Genomic DNA, 19,858 nt, shown 5'->3' on the forward strand with positions numbered 1-19,858 from the left:
GCTCTTCCGAAGCATCCGTCGTAATCTGGCGGATATGCCCGAAGCACCGCACCGCCTCACCAGCGCCTTCCAGCGCCTGATCGACGGCACCAAGCGCCCTGTCGGCATGATGCTCGCCCTCGGCGTGGCGTCTGCCCTGCTCGTCACGGTGATGGCCGTGCCCGCCGTCGCCGTCACCGGGGTCTACGCGTCCCGAACCGCTGAGGTGCTCGACACGCTGCCCGACTACATCCGGCCGTCGACGCTCGCGCAGAACTCCGAGATCTACGCCACCAACAGCGACGGCACCCAGGTGCTGCTCGCCACGGTGTTCGACCAGAACCGGCAGGAGGTCGGTTGGGACGACATCTCCCCCTACGTGAAGGATGCGGTGGTCACCACCGAGGACCCGCGCTTCTACGAGCACGCGGGCGTCGACATCGCCTCGACGCTGCGGGCGGCCCTCGGCAACGTCGCCTCGGGCGGCGTGGAGAGCGGCGCCTCGACCATCACGATGCAGTACGTGCGCAACATCCTCGTGCAGCAGGCCGAGTCGCTCGACACCAAGGCCGAGCGCGACGCCGCCTACGAGGCCGCGACCACCGAGTCGGTCGACCGCAAGCTCACCGAGATGCGCCTCGCGATCGCGCTCGAGAAGCAGTACTCGAAGAACGACATCCTGCTCGGCTACCTCAACATCGCGAACTTCGGCGGCTCGGTCTACGGCATCCAGGCCGCGGCCGAGTACTACTACGGCGTCAGCGCGAAAGACCTCTCGGTCGCCCAGGCCGCCTCGCTCGCCGCCACGGTGAACGAGCCGAACGGGCTGCGCATCGACGAGCCCGAGAACATCCCCGACAACCAGGCCCGCCGTGACGAGGACGTGCTCGCCTCGATGCTGAAGCACCAGGCGATCACCCAGCAGCAGTACGACGAGGCCATCGCGACGCCCGTCACGCCCGTGATCACCGCGCCCACCACGGGCTGCCAGGCCGCGGCCAGCGGTGCCGCCTACTTCTGCGACTACGTCACCTACATCGTGCGGAACGACGCCACCTTCGGCGACACCTCCGACGAGCGCTGGTCGAACTTCAAGCGCGGCGGCTACAAGATCTACACGACGCTGAACACCGACCTGCAGTGGAACGCCGACGCCCTGATGAAGGAGTACGTGCCGGCCACGAGCGACGAGGCCGACCTCGGCTCGACGATCGTCACGGTCGAGCCGGGCACGGGGCGCATCCTGGCCATGGCCCAGAACACCAACTACGCCTCCGACCCCGACACCCCTGTTGCCGGATCGACCGCGCTCAACTACAACACCGACATCGACTACGGCGGCTCCTCGGGCTTCCAGGTCGGATCGACCTACAAGGTGTTCGCGCTGGCCGAGTGGCTGAAGCAGGGGCACAGCCTCTCTGACCGGGTCAGCGGCAACGAGCGCGAGTGGGACCAGTCGACGTTCCCGAACAGCTGCCAGGCCCTCGGCGGCCCGTGGGAGCCGGCGAACGACGGCAGCTCCCGCCCCGGAACCATGTCGGTGCAGAACGCGCTGACCAACTCGGTGAACAACGCCTTCATCGCCATGGCGCAGCAGCTCGACCTCTGCGCCATCAAGGCCACCGCCGAGTCGCTCGGCGTGCACCGCGCCGACGGGAACCCGCTCGACACGCAGCCCTCCTCGGTGCTCGGCACCAACGAGATCGCGCCGCTGACGATGGCCGCCTCCTACGCCGCCATCGCCGCGAACGGCGTCTACTGCGCACCGGTCGCCATCGACCGCATCGTCGGCCCCGACGGGCAGGACGTGCAGGCGCCGCAGGCGAACTGCCAGCAGACGATGGACCCGGCGATCGCCTCGACACTCGCCTACGCGATGCTCGGCCCGATCGAGGAGGGCACGGCCGTCGCCTCGAACCCCGAGGACGGCATCACCCACATCGGCAAGACGGGCACCACCGACAACGAGAAGGACACCTGGATGGTCGGGGCGTCCACCAAGGCCGCGACCGCCGTCTGGGTGGGCAACGTGACCGGCGACGTGTCGATGACCGACGTCTACCCGAACGGGTACCTCGGCTCCACCGTGCGGCACCGCATCTGGAACGGGATGATGACGGTCAACGACGAGGTGCTGGGCGGCGACGAGTTCCCGGACCCTGACGAGGCCCTCGTCGACGGCACCTCGGAGCGCTTCGACTCCCCGTCGACCGACTCGGACGACACCCCCGCCCCGACGGCAACCACCGCTCCGGCGCCGGTCGCGCCGGCACCCGCCCCGGCTCCGACCAAGCCCGCGCCGACGGCGCCGGCCCCGGCCGACCCCGTGGTGCCCGACGCCCCGGCCCCCACTCCGGCCGCGACCCCCGCGGGCTGACCCGCTGCCTCAATTCGAGGTGTCGGCGCCCGTTCCGGCTGAGCCGTCGGTGGCCGTCGCCGTCGGGGCGTCGGTGATGATGCGGACGTCGGGGCCGTAGCGGTCGAGCAGTGTGTCGATCTGGGTCTGGTCGTGGCCCTCGAGCGAGAGCTCGAGCAGGCCGTCGAGGCCGCTGCCCCAGCCCACGAGGTCGATGCCGTCGAGGTCGCCCGCGTCGACGTCGGCGGTCACGTGATCGGCGGCGGTCCGGGCATCCCGAACCGAGACGTACGACTGCTCGAAGAGCACCTGCTCGCGCTTCATGCCCGAGACGCTCACGAGGTCGTCCTCGATGGCCGGGTCGAGTTCGGTGAGGTAGATGCGCAGCACGTTCGGGTCGCCGCGGGTTCCGCTGGCCAGGCCCGTGTAGACGTCGGGGTAGCGACCGGGCGCGTAGCCGCGGATCGCCTCGACGCCGGCCACGAGCTCGGGGCCGATCATCGCCATGTCCTCCTCGACGTCGCCCGAACCGTACTCGGCGGGGTCGTAGTCGCCGACGTAGGGCACGACGAACGGGGGCTCCGTCGATCCGGTCGCGGTGCCCTCGGGCGTCAGGGTCGCCTGCCCGCCGGTCGACGGGGCGGATGCGGCGGGCGGGGTCGGCGCCTCGGCACCCGCCGACGGGTCGCGCTCGCCCGCGCATCCGGAGACCGTCGCCGCGAGGGCGGCCGCGAGCAGCAGCCCCGTGCCGAGCCGGTTGGTGCGAGCGTTCATGCGGAGACCCCCGAGCGTGCGTGACTGCGAGTGTGGCCCTGTCGGCTGAGGCTACGCCGAGAGCTCGGCGAGCTTCTGTTCGATGACCGTCGCGGCGTCGTCGATCAGGGCTTCGGAGATGACCACGCTGGGGAGGAATCGGAGCACGCTGTCCCAGCTGCCGGCGTCGAGCACGATGACGCCGTTCGAGGTGGCGTGCTCGATGATCGCCGCCAGCGCCTCGGGGTTGGGCTTCTTCGTGCCGGGCAGCACCAGCTCGACGCCGAACATCGCGCCCTTGCCGCGCACCTCGCCGACGATCGGGAAGCGCGCGGCCCAGTCGCCGATGCGGGCGAGGAACGCGCGCTCCACGCGCTGCGCCTCGCCGATCAGGTCGTCGCGCTCGATGATCTCGAAGACCTTGAGCGCCGCCGCGGTGGAGACCGGGTTGCTGCCGAAGGTGCCGCCGATGCCGCCGGGCTGCACTGCATCCATGATCTCGGCCCGGCCGGTGACCGCCGCGAGCGGGAAGCCGCCCGCGATGCCCTTCGCGCTGGTGACGAGGTCGGGCACGACGCCGTGGTGCTCGATGGAGTACCAGGCGCCGGTGCGGGCGATGCCGGCCTGGATCTCGTCGGCGACGAAGACGATGCCGTTCTCGGCGCAGAACTCGCTGAGGCGCTTGAAGTAGCCGGGCGCCGGAATGATGATGCCGCCGTCGCCCTGGATCGGCTCGACGAAGAGCGCGGCGAGCTCGGTAGCGCCGATGTGGGTGACGATGTAGTCGATCGTGCGCTCGGCCGCCTCCTCGCCCGTCATGCCCTCGGGGTCGCGGAAGGGGTAGCTGATCGGCACGCTGTAGATGTCGCCGGGCATCGGGCCCATGCCGGCGCGCTCGGGCCACGGGCGGTAGGTCATCGCCATGGTGAGGTTGGTGCGGCCGTGGAAGGCGTGGTCGAGGGTCGCGATGACGCGGCGGCCCGTGTACTTGCGGGCGATCTTCACGGCGTTCTCGACCGCCTCGGCGCCCGAGTTCACGAGGATGGAGTGCTTCTCGAAGTCGCCGGGGGTGATCTCGGCGAGCTTCTCGGCCACCTGGAGGTAGGGCTCGTAGGGGGTGACCGTGAACAGGGTGTGGGTGAGCTTCGCGGCCTGCTCGGCGGCGGCCGCGACGACCTCGGGGTGGGCGTGGCCGACCGTGGTGACGCCGATGCCGCAGCCGAGGTCGATGATCTGGTTGCCGTCGACGTCGACCAGGATGGCGCCCGACCCGTGGTCCATGTAGATGTCGGCGAGCGTGCCGGCCCCGCGGGAGACGGCCTTGCGGCGGCGCTCGTGCAGCTCGCGCGACTTCGGGCCGGGCAGTTCGGTGACGAGCTTGCGCTCCTGGGGAACGGAGAATTCGGTCGTGGCCATGCTTCGAGCCTATGCCTCGGGTGTCTTGGCGGGGCAGCCGACGACGTGGTCGTCGAAGACGCCCACCGCCTCGAGGTAGGCGTTCATGATGGTCGAGCCGACGAAGGTGAAGCCCCGCTTCTTCAGGTCTTTGCTGAGGCGGTCGCTCAGCTCGCTCGTCACCGGCAGCTCGGCCGTCGATCTGGGGTGGTTCACGATCGGCGCCCCGCCGGCCATCCCCCAAAGGTACTCGGCGAAGCTGCCGAACTCGCGCTGCACCGCGATGAAGGCGATGGCGTTCTTGCGGGTGCCGAAGATCTTCAGACGGTTCCGGATGATCGTGGGCTCGTTCATCAGTGCCTCGAGCTCCTGGTCGCCCATGCCCGCCACGGCCTCGACGTCGAACCCCTTGAAGGCCGCCCGATACCCCTCCCGCCGCCCCAGGATCGTCGACCACGACAGCCCCGCCTGCGCCCCCTCGAGCACGAGCATCTCGAACAGGTACCCGTCGTCGCGCCGCGGGCGCCCCCACTCGGCATCGTGGTACCGCCGCATCGCGTCGGACCCCATGGCCCACCCGCACGTCCCGTCGTCGCCCTGTTCGCTCATGCCCCCACTGTGGCAGCCACCCCCGACACCGGGGTGAGGTGAAGGGTCAGCCGCCGGCCGTGGAGGAGGCGAAGCCGGACTTGCCCGAGGAGCCGAAGCCCGCCTTGAGGGGGCGCGTTCGCCCGTGGTGGCGCCGGCGGGTGCGGGCGAGACCACGTCGGTCTGCAGGCGAGTGCCCGGCGCGGCGAAGCCGGCCGACGGCACGGGGGCCCAGCCCGAGACGCGGGGCGAGTTCCAGCGCGAGCCCGCGAACAGCAGCGGCCCGAGCCAGAGCCCGGCGTAGCCGGCGGTGGGGTAGCGGGAGGAGGGCTCGCAGAGCTCCTCCGGGGTGTCGACGATGTCCTGCCCCTGCTTCTCGAGCACCGCGATCTGCTCGGTGACGTCGGCGATGCAGTCCTCCTTCGAGGAGTACATCGGTCGCTCGGCGTCCGAGGGCACGACGTACTTCTGGCCGTCGGCGCCTTCGAGCACCACGCCCTCCTCGGTGGGCGCGCAACCCGAGAGCGCGAGCACGGCGCCCGCGATCGACGCGACGGCGACACCCCGAGCCACCCCGGGGGACAGGGAGGTGAGGCCGGGCCGGTTGGCCGCGGCGATCCCGCTCAGCGTCAGCGAGCTCGAAGCAGCGGATCTCATGATGTCTCCTCGGACGAGATGGAACCGGACGAGATGGAGCCGGACGAGACGGAGCCGGACGCGATGTAGTGCGGCACGAACTCCGCGAGGTCCCCGGTGATCGGCCCGCTCGTCTCACGCAGGTCGATCCCGGCGGGCGTCTCCCCCACGATCCAGCTCCCGATCACCGCGGTCTTCCCCGGGATCGGCGCGAAGTCGGCGAGCGCCTGGTGCACGAAGCCCTCCGAGCCGTACGGGCCGTCGGCGGCGAGAACCGCAGTTCCCGAGGCGTCGTGCACCGAGACGTTCGCGCCCTCTCGGCCGAGCCGCGGCTTCGACACGAAAGGACGGCCGGAAAGAGCATCCGGAGTCGCGAAGGCGGGCAGCAGATTCGGGTGCTCCGGGAAGAGCTCCCAGAGCACGACGAGCAGCTGCTTGTTGCTGAGCAGCAGCTTCCAGGCGGGCTCGACCCACTGCGTGGCACCACGGCTGACGGGGAGGAAGCCGCCGAACTGCTCGGTGATCATCCACTCCCAGGGGTAGAGCTTGAAGATGTGCCGGATGGGCTCGTCGGAACCGTCGAGGAAGAGCTGCCGGTCCATGCTCCAGCGCACGTCCTCCATGAAGATGAGCTTCGGGTCGAAGCCGGCGGCCGCGGCGGTCTCGGCCATGTACGCGACGGTGTCGAAGTCCTCGACGATCAGTGCGCCGTCGCCCGAGTCGTGCAGCGAGGCGAGGTGCAGGCGCGCTCCCGGCGCGAGGCCCCATCGCGCCGAACGGATGTGCGTCCACTGCTCGACCAGCAGCTCGTGCAGCCCGTTGAACTGGTCGGCTTCCGCCGGCAACGACCCGTCACGCCGCCGCTCGTCGAGCCACTGCCACTGGGCGGCCGCTGTCTCGACGAGCGAGGTGGGGGTGTCGGCATTGAACTCGAGCAGCGAGACGGTGCCGGCCCCGTCGTAGGCGAGGTCGAAGCGGCCGTAGACCGTGGGGTCGTCGTCGTCCCAGGATGCGCGGACGAGCTCGTGGTACCGCCCCGGTATCCCGAACTCCTCGAACCGGCCCTGGCGCACCACGTGCTCGACGGCGTCCATGCAGCGAGCGAAGAGCTCGGCGGTGGCGGCCTCGATCAGCTCGATCTCGGGCAGCGTGAAGACGTACGCCGCGGATTCGTTCCAGTACGGCCGGCCGCCCTCCGACTCGAGGTCGTAGAAGCTGAAGCCGACCGCGTCGAGGCGGTCGCGCCAGGCGGGGCGGGGCGTCATCTCGGTGCGGTGCATCGGGAGAAGCGTAACCCCGCCGCGGGGGTGCACGGCGGGGCTCGCGGGTGGCGCACAGGCCGGGCATCCGCTCGCTCTGGCCCGAAGCCGGCAGAGCGGAAGCCCGCCCGCGCTACTTCAGCGCGTCGAGCTCGGCGAACTCCTCGTCGCTCAGCTCGAGCTGGGCGGCGGCCACGTTCTCCTCGAGGTGCGCGATCGACTTGGTGCCGGGGATCGGCAGCATCGCGGGCGAGCGGCGCAGCAGCCAGGCGAGGGCGAGCTGGCTCGGGGCCACCTCGTGCCGCGCGGCGAGCGAGGACAGCGGCGAGCCCTCGCCGCTCAGCTCACCGGTGGCCAGCGGGAACCACGGGATGAAGGCGATGTTCTCAGCCGTCGCGTGGTCGAGCAGCGCCTCGGACTGGCGGTTCGAGAGGTTGAACAGGTTCTGCACCGAGGCGATCGGGGCGACCTCCTGCGCGGCCTTGAGCTCGTCGATCGACACCTCGGAGAGGCCGATGTGGCGGATCTTGCCCTCGTCCTGCAGTTCCTTCAGCGCGCCGATCTGCTCCTCGAGCGGGACGTTCGCGTCGATCCGGTGCAGCTGGAGCAGGTCGAGGCGCTCGAGCCCGAGGTGACGGAGGTTCAGCTCGACCTGCTGGCGCAGGTACTCGGGGCGCCCCAGCGGCACCCACTGGCCGGGGCCGGGGCGGGTGTTGCCGACCTTGGCGGCGATGGTGACGCCCTCGGCGTAGGGGTGCAACGCCTCGCGGATGAGGCCGTCGGTGACGAAGGGGCCGTAGGCGTCGGCGGTGTCGATGAAGGTCACGCCGAGCTCGACGGCGCGACGCAGCACCGCGATGGCGCCGGCGCGGTCGGCGGGCTCGCCCCAGACCCCGGGGCCGGTGAGCTGCATGGTGCCGAAGCCGAGGCGGTTGACGGTGAGGTCGCCGCCGATGGCGAAGGTTCCGGATGCGGCGGCGGGCTTCTGCGTGCTGGTGTCAGTCATGCAGGGGTCAACCGGGCGGGTCGCCGCTCTCTTCCCCCGGAGCGTTCGCCAGGCGCGGAACACCGCGGCCGCCCTCGAGCGCCGAAGTGGAGTAGCAATTGCTCATCACGCCCCGGCGTCTCCGCCTGCCATCCTGAACCCGCACCGCGTTCCGGGTGCACCGCGGCTCCTCCCGTGCATGTCCCCCACCTCACGTGTGGCATCGCCGCCGCCCCGGAACGCGGTGCATTCTGCGTGCATCGACCGGGGCGGCTCACACGGCCTGGGCGAAGGGCGCCGGCGCGTCGGCGAGGGCCGTGAGGCCCGAGGGCACGGGCCAGCCCTTGCGGCGGAGCGACTGCGCCCAGAGCCGGCCCGCGCGGTACGACGAGCGTACGAGCGGCCCCGCGAGCACGCCGAGGAAGCCGATCTGCTCCGCCTCCTCACGGATCTCGACGAACTCCTCCGGCCGCACCCACGACGCCACCGGCAGGTGCCGCGGCGAGGGCCGCAGGTACTGCGTCACCGTGATGATGTCGCAGCCGGCGTCGTGCAGGTCCTGCAGCGCCGACGAGATCTCGGCGCGGGTCTCGCCCATGCCGAGGATGAGGTTCGACTTGGTGATCAGCCGCGCATCCCGGGCCTGCGTGATCACCCCGAGCGACCGCTCGTAGCGGAAGGCGGGGCGGATGCGCTTGAAGATGCGCGGCACCGTCTCGACGTTGTGCGCGAACACCTCCGGCCGCGACTCGAAGACGAGCTCGAGCAGCGCCGGGTCGCCCGAGAAGTCGGTCGCGAGCAGCTCGACGCCCGTGCCGGGGTTCAGCGCGTGGATCTGCCGCACCGTCTCGGCGTGCAGCCACGCCCCCTCGTCGGGCAGGTCGTCGCGCGCGACGCCGGTCACCGTGGCGTAGCGCAGCCCCATCGTCTGCACCGAGCTCGCAACCCGCCGCGGCTCGTCGCGGTCGTAGTCGGCGGGCTTGCCGGTGTCGATCTGGCAGAAGTCGCACCGCCTCGTGCACTGCGAGCCGCCGATCAGGAAGGTCGCCTCCTTGTCCTCCCAGCACTCGAAGATGTTCGGGCAGCCGGCCTCCTGACAGACCGTGTGCAGCTCCTGCGTCTTCACCAGGGCCTGCAGCGCCTTGTACTCGGGCCCGAAGCGCGCCTTGGTCTTGATCCACTCGGGCTTCCGCTCGATGGGCGTCTCGGCGTTCCTGACCTCCAGGCGCAGCATCCGCCGCCCGTCGGGGGCCGCGGTCACGACGCCACCGCCAGGGCCGGCACCGCGCCCGGGACGACAGTGACAGGAGACACGGCAGAGACGGCAGAGCCGAGCGGATGCCCGCCCGCCGCCTCCCGCGGCGACACGAACCGGGCGACCACCGCCCCCACCACCTCGCGCGGCTCGACCCGGCGGCCGAGCACCTCGCTCAGCGTGGTGACCCCGGCGTCGCGGATGCCGCAGGCGACGATCGCGGCGTACGGCTCGAGCGGGTTGCTGCAGTTCAGCGCGAAGCCGTGCGTGGTGACGCCCGCGGCGACCCGGATGCCGATGGCGCCGAGCTTGCACTCCAGGCCGTCCACCGTGGTCCAGATGCCGGAGCGGCCCTCGACGCGATGCGCGTCCACCCCGAGCGACGCGACGACGTCGAGCAGGAGCTGCTCGAGCATCCGCACGTAGGCGACGACGTCGATCGGGTCGGGCAGGCGCACGATCGGGTAGCCGACGAGCTGGCCGGGGCCGTGCCAGGTGATCTTGCCGCCGCGATCGACGTCGATCACGGGCGTGCCGCCACCGGCCGCGCCGACCGGCCGCTCGGAGGGCTCGGTGCGCTTGCCGGCGGTGTAGACCGCCTCGTGCTCGAGCAGCACCAGGGTGTCGGGCGCCGCACCGGAGACCACCTCGTCGTGGAGCCGGGACTGCAGGGCGAGGCCCTCGGAATAGGGCACGAGCCGCCGGCCGACACCCTCGTTCAGAACATCCGTCATGCCCTGATCCTACATACTTGTACTCAGTACAAAAAGACCGGGTTTGTGCTCATGGCCCGCTTCGATAGGGTCTAGGCGCAGCGCCGTGCGGCGCGGAACGAGGAGCACCCACGGCATGAGCCCCGCCACGAACGACAAGAGCATCTACGACGGCATGTCCAAGAAGGACCGGCAGGCGCTGTCGCGGGAGCTCGCGCGGATCCGGCGCATCGAGGAGCAGAAGCGGCGCCGGCGCAACCGGATCATCGCGATCGTGGCCGTCGTCGTCGTGGTGCTCGGCATCCTCGCGGGCGCCGGCTGGGCCGTCTACAGCTCCGTGCGCGCGAGCTTCACGGGCCCCCTCAACATGCTGAGCGACGGCATCCTGCTGACCGGGAGCAGCTCGGCGGTCACCGCCACGACGACCGATGCCATCCAGCCCGGCGAGCAGCCGGTGCCCTCCGAGCTCGACACCGCGTCGGTGCTGCGGCTGACCGAGTACGTCGACTACGGCAGCGCCGACGTCGGCACCTTCGAGTCGACGAACGGCTCGTCGCTGCAGAGCTACGTCAGCGCCGGCTACGCGAGCCTCGAGCTGCACCCCGTGGCGCAGGGCGGCCCCGACAGCTACTCGGCCCGCGCCGCGAACGCGGTCGCCTGCGTGGCGAACGCGGTTCCGGATGCGGTGCTGCCGATCCACAACGCGCTGATCGCGAAGATCGCCGACCTGCCCGACGGCGGGCTCTCCGACGACGAGCTGGTCACGCTGGTGTCGGATGCGGGGCTCGCCGACGACTCGATCGCCTCGTGCATCCGCGGGAACGAGTTCTCGGACTGGGTGACCGACGCCACCGCGCGGGCGGAGGCGGGCATCCCGAACGCCGACGTCGAGACGCTGACCCAGACGCCGCTCCTGATCGTCGACGGCAAGGCCTACACGGGAGCGCTCGACGACGCCGAGGCGCTCTCGACCTTCATCACCGAGACCTACACCGAGGTCGCCGACCCGCCGGCCACCGAAGGCACGGCACCCACCGACGGCACGGCCCCCACCGACGGCACGGCCCCCACCGACCCGACCGCCCCGGCCCCCGCCGGCTAGCGCCTAGTGGGCGGCGCCGAGCTCGATCACGAAGACGCCGACCGCGATCAGCGCGATGCCCACGATCATCCGCGGCGTGAGCTTCTCCTTGAACAGGATGCGCGCGAGGATCGCCGTGAGCGCGACCCCGCACGCGGCCCAGACGCCGTACGCGATGCCCACCTGCAGTCCCCCGGCGAGCGCGACGGCGAGCAGTGTGAACGCGATCAGGTAGAACACGACGACGGGTGCGATCCAGCGCCGCTTGCGGAAACCCTCCGAGGCCCGGAGCGCCAGCGTGGCGGCCACCTCGGTGACGATGGCGCCGGCCAGCAGCAGCCAGATCACGAGGCGTCCGGGGCGGTCGGCCGCGCATCCTGAGCAGGCGCAGCAGCGGCGGCGGCAGCCGGCGCAACCGGCGCAACCGGCGCAACCGCGTGCGGCGAGCCCGTCTCGACCAGCACCACGCCGACGATCACGATCGCGATGCCGATCCCGATGGTCAGCGTGAGCTCCTCGCCGAACACGAGCGAGGCCAGCACCGCCGTGAGCGCGACGCCCGCGGCCGACCAGATGCCGTAGATGACGCTGATCGGCGCTCCCCGGCGCAGCAGCAGGGCGAGAGCGACGAAGGCGCCGGAATACCCGACGACGGCGAGCGCCACCCACCACGGGTCGTCGACGGCGGCACGCAGCGACAGCGTGGCTGTCACTTCCAGCCCGATCGCCGCCGCCAGGAAGAGCCAGTTGCGGAGGTCGTACCCCATCTCTCCCACCAATCGTCGGCACCACCCTAGCGCCCGGGAATAAGGTTGTCGGTACAACTGTTCGAACGAGCATGACCACGACCGCAGACCTGCTCGCCCCCGACACCGCCATGGGCGCGGTCACCCTCCGCGTCGGCGACCTCGACCGGATGATCGCCTACTACCGCGACGCCGTCACGCTCGACGTGATCGCGCAGCAGGGCGACTCCGCGGTGCTCGGCCGCGGCGGTGTGCCCGCCGTCGTGCTGCAGCACGCCCCCGAGCTGAGGAGCCCCGAGCCGCGCTCGGCGGGACTGTTCCACACGGCCATCCTGTTCGAGAGCGAAGCAGCGCTGGCGGCGGCCGTCTACTCGGTCGCCACCCGCTTCCCGCAGTCGTTCACCGACTCGAGCGACCACCTCGTCTCGAAGGCGTTCTACTTCGACGACCCCGAGCACAACGGCGTCGAGCTCTACTGGGACCGCGACCGCACCGAGTGGAGCTGGACGCACGGCCAGATCGAGATGGGCACGGTGTTCCTCGACCCGAACGCCTTCCTGCAGGAGCACCTGAGCCCCGAGACCGTGGCCGACCCCCGCGTCGGAGGCGCCTCGGTCGGTCACGTGCACCTCTCGGTCGGCGACGTCGCCCGGGCCCGTGACTTCTACGTCGACTCCCTCGGCTTCGAGGCGACGATCGCCTACGGCTCGTCGGCCCTGTTCGTCTCGGCCGGCGGTTACCACCACCACATGGCGATGAACGTCTGGAACTCGAAGGGCGCCGGTCGCCGGCAGCCCGCGCTCGGGCTGGGCCAGGTCGAGATCGTGCTCCCGGATGCCGACGGCGTCGCCGCGACCGACGAGCGGCTGCGGCGTCGCGGCCTGCAGACGGCGAACGACGGGCTCCAGGTGACGGTGTCCGACCCGTGGGACAACACCATCCTCCTGAAGCCCGCCGTCTGAGACTCGCTCAGGCCGTGGCCAGACCGATCGCGCCGGTGCCGGTCGCCGGCAGCGGGGCGGTCGCGCGGGAGCTCTGCCTCGGCGCGAACTCCGTGTCGGTGTAGCGGCCGATCGGCCGCTCGTTCACCGAGTTCGTCGAGACATACGAGCCCCACACGTGTCGGGGGCCGTATTCTGGGCTGTGTTCGGTCATTCTTCTGCCTTCCAGGGTGGGGGTGATTCGAATACGCGGTGCCGGGGGTCCAGCCCGGCACCGCGCTCGTCGGTCGACGGCCCGTGAGGGCCGGGAATCAGGCCTGGCCGATGCCGACCGTCTCGGGTGCGACGTCCGCACCCGGAGCCGAGGGCTCCAGTGCCTCGGCCACGCGGAGCGCCAGCGTCGCGTCGACGTTGTGCCAGTACTCGAGCACGCGCACGCGCAGCTCGGGGATGGTCACCTTCGAGACGTGGCCGGCGATGTTCGCCACCAGGCGGTCGCGGGCCGCGTCGTCGAGCACCTCGCGCACGAGCGTGCCGGCCTGGCCGAAGTCGTCGTCCTCCGGGTGCAGCGTCGCGGCGGTGCGGACGAGCTCGCCGTCGGCCTCCCAGCCCGCGTCGTTGCCGTGGCGCGCCGGGTCGGCGTGCGGGCCACCGTAGGAGTTCGGCGCGTACACGGGGCGCTCGGGCGACGCGAAGTCGTGGCGCATCGCGCCGTCCTTCGAGTACGAGTTCACCGGGCTGTGCGGGGCGTTGACCGGGAGCTCGGCGTGGTTCGTGCCGACACGGTAGCGGTGGGCATCCGCGTAGCTGAAGATGCGGGCGAGCAGCATCTTGTCGGGCGAGGCCGCGATGCCGGGCACGAAGTTCGAGGGGGCGAAGGTCGCCTGCTCGATCTGCGCGAAATAGTTCTCGGGGTTGCGGTTCAGCGTCATGGTGCCGACCTCGTGCAGCGGATAGTCCGCGTGCGGCCAGACCTTGGTGAGATCGAACGGGTTGAAGCGGTACGAGGCCGCGTCGGCGTAGGGCATGATCTGCACCGAGAGGGTCCACGACGGGAACTCCTCGCGGGCGATCGCCTCGGACAGGTCGCGGATGTGGAAGTCGGCGTCCTCGCCCGCGATCTGGTCGGCGGAGGACTGCGAGAGGATCTCGATGCCCTGGTTCGTCTTGAAGTGATACTTCACCCAGAAGCGCTCACCGGCGGCGTTGATCCACTGGTAGGTGTGAGAGCCGAAGCCGTCCATGTGCCGCCAGGAGGCGGGCAGGCCGCGGTCGCCCATCAGCCAGGTCACCTGGTGCGCCGACTCGGGCGAGAGGGTCCAGAAGTCCCACTGCATGTTGTGGTCACGCAGGTGGGTGCCCGGCAGGCGCTTCTGCGAGCGGATGAAGTCGGGGAACTTGATGCCGTCGCGGATGAAGAAGACGGGGGTGTTGTTGCCGACGAGGTCGTAGTTGCCCTCGTCGGTGTAGAACTTCAGCGCGAAGCCGCGCGGGTCGCGCCAGGTGTCGGGCGAGCCCTGCTCGCCGGCGACGGTCGAGAAGCGGGCGAGCAGCTCGGTGCTGGCGCCCGGCTGGAAGAGCGACGCGCGGGTGTAGGCGCTGACGTCGCCGGTGGTCTCGAAGACGCCGAACGCGCCGCCGCCCTTGGCGTGCACGACGCGCTCCGGCACCCGCTCGCGGTTGAACTGGGCGAGCTTCTCGACGAGGTAGTGGTCGTGCAGCACGACGGGACCGTCGGCGCCGACACTCTGCGAGTGGTCGTCGCTCGCGACGGGGGCGCCGGAGTTGGTGGTGGTGAAGTCGGTCATGTTCTCTCCGGTTCGGTTGTGGTGGTCGTCTCCGCCGCCTGGCACGCGGGGCACAGGCCCCAGAACGTGACCTCGGCGGTGGTGACGCGGAAGCCGCTCGTCGACGACGGGCTGAGGCACGGCGCGGCGCCGTGCACGCAGTCGACGTCGTCGACCGCGCCGCAGCCGGTGCAGACCACGTGGTGGTGGTTGTCACCGACGCGCCGCTCGTAACGGGCGGGAGACCCCGCCGGCTCGATGCGGCGCAGCAGCCCGGCCTCGGTGAGGGCGTTCAGCACGACGTAGGTGGCCGGCAGCGACAGCCCGGGGAGCTCCCCGAGCGCCAGCCGCCGCACCTCGTCGGCATCGGCGTGCGGGTGCGTCTCGAGCGCCCGCAGCACGGCCATCCGCTGCTCGGTGACGCGCAGGCCGGCACTCCGGATGCGCGTCTCGAGCTCGATGGTCATGGAACGACCGTAGCCGCTAATTATGAACAGTTCATAATTAGCGGCTACGGCGGGCGTGTCGGTCAGGTGACTAGCCGGTGCACACCGTGAGGTCGGCCACGGCCGTCGGGAGGGCGTTCTCGCCACCCAGCAGGGTGACCTCGGTCGCTCCCAGATCGGTGATCCGCTCGAGGGTCTCGGCGGGGATGCACGAGCCGGGCACCGTGAACAGCGGGGCGTCGATCCGCGGTCCGTAGGCCGAGCCCGACAGCGCGTCCGGGAACCGCTCACCCGTGGCGAGCAGCACCCGCCCGGCCTCGTCGAAGAAGTACCGGTTGATGCTGCGCGAGGTCGCGTAGCGGTCGGCACCTCCCAGGCGGACGGTCGGGGCGATGGTCGCCGCCTTGTTCAGGATGCCCACCGACACCGAGTCGGTGCCGCCGACGATCACGATCTTCGACACGCCGAGCTCCTCCAGGAGGTCGGCCGTCTCGGAGTCGAGCTTCGCCGCCGGGCCGTTCACCAGCAGCACCGGGCCGTCGCCGTCGACCGCGGCACCCGCGGACAGGGCGTCGGCGTAGGTGGTGCCGGTCGCCAGCACGGCGACCTCGGCCCCGTCGGGGAACGCGGCCTTCGCGATGTTCCGCGAGGCCTCGAAGCGGTCGGCGCCGCCGATGCGGCTGACCTCGCCGAGCTCCTTCAGGCCGGCCTCGGCCTCGGCCGACACCGCCTGCACTCCGCCGACGATGACGATCTTCGTCGCACCGAGGCGCTGGATCTCGGCCTTCACCGAGTCGGGCACGGAGGCCTTCGTGGTGAGCAGCACCGGAGCGTCGGCGCGCGTCGCGGCGGGAGCCGCCGACAGGGCGTCGGGGAAGGTCTCACCGCTGGCGAGGTAGACCGTGTCCGAGCCGTCCGGCCAGCCGTCCTTCGACGCGTTCACCGAGACCTCGAAGCGGTCGGCGCCGCCGATGCGGTCGACCTCGGGCGGGGTCGGCAGTCCGCCGGTGACGGTCACCGGGATCCGCACGACCGTGCCGCTCGGCTCCGCGGTCAGCACCAGCTGGCTCGACTCGTAGGCGTCGGCCGGCACCTCGACGGTGACCGTCGCGCTGCCGCCGGTCACGGCGGTGGCGTCGAAGGTCGCCACCGATCCGGGCCAGGAGGCCTGGATGGTGGTGTTCTGCGGGCTGCCGAGCGAGGTCAGGTCGAGACCCGACACGGTGGCGGACACCTCGGCGCCGAGCTCCACCGGGCCGGCGGTGACGTCGGTCACCGCGACCGCCTGACGGGCGAAGTCGGGCGTGAGGCCCGGATTCGCCTCGAGGTAGGCGATCCACGCGTCGCGGTCGACGAGACCCGAGTCGCGGGTGTCGGTCCCCTCCGCGAACTCGCGGAAGTTGTCGCCGCCCTGGAGCAGGAAGTTGAACGAGCCGACGCGGTACGAGGCCGCGGGATCGATCGGCTTCCCGTCGATGAAGACGCCGGTGATGTGCGAGCCGCGCTCGGCGTCGGGGTCGAAGGTGTAGGTCACGTTCTTCGACAGCCCGAGCTGCAGGTAGGGCCGTGACGGCACGGTGCCGTCGGGGTTGGTCTGCCACTGCTGCTCGAGAACCGTCGTGAACTGCTCGCCCGTGAGGCTCGTCGTCCAGAGGTTGTTCACGAACGGCAGCACCGCGTTGGCCTCGGCGTAGGTGACCACGCCGTCGGGGGCGAAGGTCAGCTCCTCACGGAGGCCGCCGGGGTTGACCACGCCGATCTCGGCGCCGCCGCGCTCGGCCGAGCCGAGCGAGGAGACGAGGGAGTCGGCCACCAGGTCGCCGAGCGTCGACTCCGAGGCGCGGTCGTCGCGCTTGCCCCCGGTGTAGACGCCGTCGACGTACGAGCCGCCGCTGAAGGCGGTGGTGATGTCCGCGGTGACCGAGCCCTTGGGCTGGTTGCCGATCTCGGCGGCCGTGGCGAGCGCCGCATCCGTGATCGTCTTCACCTCGGCCACGGCCGGGTAGGTGCTGACCAGCTGGGCGTCGAGGGCGGCGCTCAGGGCGGCCGTCTCCTCGGGCGTCGCGCCGGTGGCGGCGGCGAGGCGCTTCACGTTCTCGGCCGTGTAGCCCTCGACCTCACCGGTGGCCGGGTCGAGCGAGAGCACGACGTGGCCGATGTTCTCGCCGTAGTTGCCGGTCTGCAGCACCGGGCGGGTCTTGTCGCTGCCCGGGATCGGGCCGTCCCACGCGTACTGCTTGTGGGTGTGGCCGGTGAAGATCGCCGCCACGCGGGCGTCGGTGTCGTTCACGATCTCGGCGAACGCGCCGCCCTCGGCGAGCTCCTGCTCGAGGGTGGCGCCCTCGACGAGGCCCGCGCCGGCACCCTCGTGGTAGCTGGCGATCAGCACGTCGGCCTCGCCGTTGGACTCGTCGCCGTCGCTCAGTTGAGCGGCCACGCGGTTCACCGCGTCCACCGGGTCACCGAAGTCGAGGTCGGCGATGCCGCCGGGCGACACCAGCGACGGAGTCTCCTGGGTGATCGCGCCGATGATGCCGACCGTGAGGCCGCCCACCTCCTGCAGCGAGTACTCGTCGAGCGCCGGGGTCTGGGTGCCCTTCTCGTAGACGTTCGCACCGAGGTAGTCCCACTCGGCGTTCCGGGCGTCGTCGGCACCGATGATCCGGTCGACGAGGTCGGAGTAGCCCTGGTCGAACTCGTGGTTGCCCACGGCGCTCGTCTTCAGGTCGAGCGCGTTCAGAACGTCGATCGTGGGCTGGTCCTGCTGCACCGCCGAGGCGAACAGCGAGGCGCCGACGTTGTCACCCGAGGAGATGAAGAGCGAGTTCGGGCTCTGCGCCTTGATCTGCTCGACCGTTCCGGCGAACTTCACGGTGTTGGTGTCGATGCGGCCGTGGAAGTCGTTGATGTCGATCAGGTTCAGGTCGAGGGTCGACGGCTGCTCGGCGGCTGACGGCGTGTAGCCGACGATCACCGGGTCGTGGTCGCTGGAGCGGAAGACGCTCTCGTCGTAGAAGTTCGTCGCGTTGTAGTTGTAGCGGCTGTACTCCTTCGCGATCGTCTCGCCCGAGTTGATGTTCCAGATGTCGACGCCGCTCACCTTGGCGTCGGCCGAGGGACTGGCGTAGACGTGGTCGAGCGAGCCGCTCGTTCCGCTGAAGGAGTAGCTGTACTTGCCCGACTTTGCGCCCTGGTCGACGTAGCCGGCGTCGGTGATCGTGACCGCCGGGTCCTCCTGCGTGTAGGCGTTGAAGTCGCCGATCAGGAACACGTCGGTGGTGCCGAGCTCGGTCTGCAGCGACTGCGAGAAGCTCAGCAGGGCGGTCGCCTGGCGCACGCGGTCACCGTTGAAGTAGCCCTGCGGGCCGTCGGCGTTGTCGCCGGTGGCCGTGTCGGAGGACGACTTCGACTTGAAGTGGTTGACGATGGCGAGGAACTCGCCGCCCTCGGCGCCGACCGGAGCGAACTCCTGGGCGAGGGGCTGACGGGCGTTCGCGAACGCCGGGTCGAGCAGCACGCGCGAGGCGCCCACCGGAGCCACGACGGCCTTCTTGTAGATGAAGGCGGTGCGGATGACGTCCTGCTCCTCGATCGGCGGCAGCGCGTCGGCGGCGGGCGAGGGCACGAAGGCCCACTCCTCGGAGCCGGCGGCCGCGTTCAGCGCCGCGACGAGGGTCGACAGCGCCTGGTCGCGGTCGGCGCCGAACTTCGCCGAGTTCTCGATCTCCTCGAGCGAGACGACCTCGGCACCGAGGCCGTTGATCGCCGCGACGATCTTGGCCTGCTGGCGGGCGAGGTCCTCGGGCTCGGCGGCACCGCGGGCGTCGCAGCCGGAGTTGACCGTCACCGGGTCCTCGTCGCGGTCGGTGTAGTACGTGCATCCGGTGAGCGTGTCGCCGGTGGTCGTGAAGTAGTTGAGCACGTTGAAGCCTGCGATCTGCAGCGCGCCTCCGACGTCCTCGGGCTCGGCGTCCTGCTCGCCGGCGAAGGTCGCGGGGGCTGTGGCGCCCGAGACGTACTGCGCGGTCGGCTGGAACTTCCAGGCGTTGTTCCGGTAGTCGAAGACGACCGGAGCGGCGAACGTCGCCGAGGAGCCCACGACGATGTCGGGGTTCTCGGTCAGGTAGGGCAGCGGGACGTCCTTGTTGGCGTCGGAGCCGAGGAAGTTGATGCTCGCCCCGTCGTCGAGCGTCACGGCTCGGGCCGCGTTGTCGGCCACGGCGGCGGCGTACGCGCCGGTGCCCGGGCGGGCGATCTCGGTGGGGGTGGTGAGCGGGGAGTCGCCGGCGGCGAGGCCGATCTCGGCGTACTGGTTGGTGGTGTAGTTGTTCGTGACCGTGAACTCGCCCTGCGGGGCGACGAGCATGCTCTCCACGGCCTCGCGGCCGGCCGCGTCGAGCGGCAGCGTGAGGGCGAGCGGCGTGACGGCCTCGGCCGGGTCGAGCTTCACCAGTCCGTCGGCCGAGCCCACCTCGAACTCGGTCAGGCCCTGGAACTCGGTGACCGTGCCGGTGACCTGCACGTGGTCACCGATGGCGACGGATGCGACGGTCGCCTTCGAGTAGACGAAGATCGCATCGCTGGCGGTGCGGCCCTCGGCCTCGGCACCGGTGCCGGGCGTCTGGATGACGTAGCCGTTGAACCCGCCCACCGGATAGGCCGCGGTGACGACGCCGCTGGTGGTCACCACCGGCTTCTCGGCCGTGGCGAAGGGCGAGGCGTCGCCCGTGCCCTGGATCTCGGCGATGGTGTACTCCGCCGCGGCGGCAGGCGCCTCGGTGGCGGAGGCGCTGGACACGACGCCGACGAAGGGCGAGGCGAACAGCGCCCCTCCGGCGATCGTGGCGAGGACCGCTTTCAGCGACCTCGAGGGTGATTCGGACATGGATCTCCTAGACGAGAGGGCTCACACGGATGCCGTCATGCTAGGGGCCGCAC

16 protein-coding genes are annotated in these 19,858 nt (G+C 70.9%); 3 read left to right on the plus strand and 13 right to left on the minus strand.

Going from position 1 to position 19,858, the window contains the following annotated elements:
* The first annotated feature begins 34 nt into the window (after positions 1 to 34).
* Positions 35 to 2,356, plus strand: coding sequence for a transglycosylase domain-containing protein (locus BJ984_RS01755; RefSeq protein WP_179546561.1), 2,322 nt, complete (start codon positions 35 to 37; stop codon positions 2,354 to 2,356).
* 9 nt (positions 2,357 to 2,365) lie between these two features.
* Here BJ984_RS01755 and BJ984_RS01760 read toward each other — a convergent pair whose 3' ends face one another.
* The 7 genes from BJ984_RS01760 to lipB all read right to left on the minus strand — a co-directional run bounded on the left by BJ984_RS01760 (position 2,366) and on the right by lipB (position 9,940).
* Positions 2,366 to 3,109, minus strand: a complete 744-nt coding sequence (locus BJ984_RS01760) for a hypothetical protein (protein ID WP_179546562.1) — start codon at positions 3,107 to 3,109, stop codon at positions 2,366 to 2,368.
* Between the two features lie 51 nt (positions 3,110 to 3,160).
* Positions 3,161 to 4,504 carry an aminotransferase class III-fold pyridoxal phosphate-dependent enzyme gene (locus tag BJ984_RS01765; RefSeq protein WP_179546563.1) on the minus strand — a complete coding sequence of 448 codons (1,344 nt, stop codon included), beginning with the start codon at positions 4,502 to 4,504 and terminating at the stop codon, positions 3,161 to 3,163.
* A 9-nt stretch (positions 4,505 to 4,513) separates the two neighbouring features.
* The gene (locus BJ984_RS18495) at positions 4,514 to 5,728 is read right to left on the minus strand and encodes a DNA-3-methyladenine glycosylase I (protein ID WP_246306418.1); all 1,215 of its coding nucleotides are present in this window, start codon (positions 5,726 to 5,728) and stop codon (positions 4,514 to 4,516) included.
* Complete coding sequence (locus BJ984_RS01775; protein WP_179546564.1) at positions 5,725 to 6,987, minus strand: glutathionylspermidine synthase family protein; 1,263 nt, start codon at positions 6,985 to 6,987, stop codon at positions 5,725 to 5,727. Before BJ984_RS01775 ends, BJ984_RS18495 begins: the two co-directional genes overlap by 4 nt.
* Before the next feature lie 112 nt (positions 6,988 to 7,099).
* A complete protein-coding gene (locus BJ984_RS01780) occupies positions 7,100 to 7,972 on the minus strand; it encodes an aldo/keto reductase (protein ID WP_179546565.1) in 873 nt (290 codons plus the stop codon).
* Positions 7,973 to 8,225: 253 nt separating this feature from the next.
* Entirely contained in the window at positions 8,226 to 9,212 is a 987-nt protein-coding gene (gene lipA, locus BJ984_RS01785; protein WP_179546566.1) for a lipoyl synthase, read from the minus strand.
* A complete protein-coding gene (lipB, locus tag BJ984_RS01790) occupies positions 9,209 to 9,940 on the minus strand; it encodes a lipoyl(octanoyl) transferase LipB (protein ID WP_179546567.1) in 732 nt (243 codons plus the stop codon). The genes lipA and lipB overlap by 4 nt, the downstream gene beginning before the upstream one ends.
* Positions 9,941 to 10,055: 115 nt before the next feature.
* Between lipB and BJ984_RS01795 the strand changes: the two genes are divergently transcribed.
* Entirely contained in the window at positions 10,056 to 11,021 is a 966-nt protein-coding gene (locus BJ984_RS01795) for a DsbA family protein (protein WP_179546568.1), read from the plus strand.
* A gap of 3 nt (positions 11,022 to 11,024) precedes the next feature.
* On the opposite strand, the gene BJ984_RS01800 is transcribed toward BJ984_RS01795, so the two are convergent.
* Together BJ984_RS01800 and BJ984_RS01805 are read right to left on the minus strand one after the other, a co-directional pair.
* Positions 11,025 to 11,348, minus strand: a complete 324-nt coding sequence (locus tag BJ984_RS01800) for a DMT family transporter (RefSeq protein ID WP_271206355.1) — start codon at positions 11,346 to 11,348, stop codon at positions 11,025 to 11,027.
* Positions 11,345 to 11,767: a DMT family transporter gene (locus tag BJ984_RS01805; RefSeq protein WP_179546569.1), complete on the minus strand. Its 423-nt coding sequence runs from the start codon at positions 11,765 to 11,767 to the stop codon at positions 11,345 to 11,347. Before BJ984_RS01805 ends, BJ984_RS01800 begins: the two co-directional genes overlap by 4 nt.
* 71 nt (positions 11,768 to 11,838) lie before the next feature.
* Between BJ984_RS01805 and BJ984_RS01810 the strand changes: the two genes are divergently transcribed.
* Positions 11,839 to 12,708, plus strand: coding sequence for a VOC family protein (locus BJ984_RS01810; RefSeq protein WP_179546570.1), 870 nt, complete (start codon positions 11,839 to 11,841; stop codon positions 12,706 to 12,708).
* Positions 12,709 to 12,715: 7 nt separating this feature from the next.
* On the opposite strand, the gene BJ984_RS01815 is transcribed toward BJ984_RS01810, so the two are convergent.
* The 4 genes from BJ984_RS01815 to BJ984_RS01830 all read right to left on the minus strand — a co-directional run bounded on the left by BJ984_RS01815 (position 12,716) and on the right by BJ984_RS01830 (position 19,805).
* The gene (locus BJ984_RS01815; RefSeq protein ID WP_179546571.1) at positions 12,716 to 12,865 is read right to left on the minus strand and encodes a hypothetical protein; all 150 of its coding nucleotides are present in this window, start codon (positions 12,863 to 12,865) and stop codon (positions 12,716 to 12,718) included.
* 133 nt (positions 12,866 to 12,998) lie between these two features.
* A complete protein-coding gene (locus tag BJ984_RS01820; RefSeq protein WP_179546572.1) occupies positions 12,999 to 14,495 on the minus strand; it encodes a catalase in 1,497 nt (498 codons plus the stop codon).
* Positions 14,492 to 14,941 carry a Fur family transcriptional regulator gene (locus BJ984_RS01825; protein WP_179546573.1) on the minus strand — a complete coding sequence of 150 codons (450 nt, stop codon included), beginning with the start codon at positions 14,939 to 14,941 and terminating at the stop codon, positions 14,492 to 14,494. Before BJ984_RS01825 ends, BJ984_RS01820 begins: the two co-directional genes overlap by 4 nt.
* 70 nt (positions 14,942 to 15,011) lie before the next feature.
* Positions 15,012 to 19,805 (minus strand): ExeM/NucH family extracellular endonuclease, encoded by a 4,794-nt coding sequence (locus BJ984_RS01830; RefSeq protein WP_179546574.1) that lies wholly within the window; start codon positions 19,803 to 19,805, stop codon positions 15,012 to 15,014.
* Between the last annotated feature and the right edge of the window lie 53 nt (positions 19,806 to 19,858).

It is taken from the genome of Herbiconiux flava (genome assembly GCF_013409865.1).
GTDB lineage: Bacteria > Actinomycetota > Actinomycetes > Actinomycetales > Microbacteriaceae > Herbiconiux > Herbiconiux flava.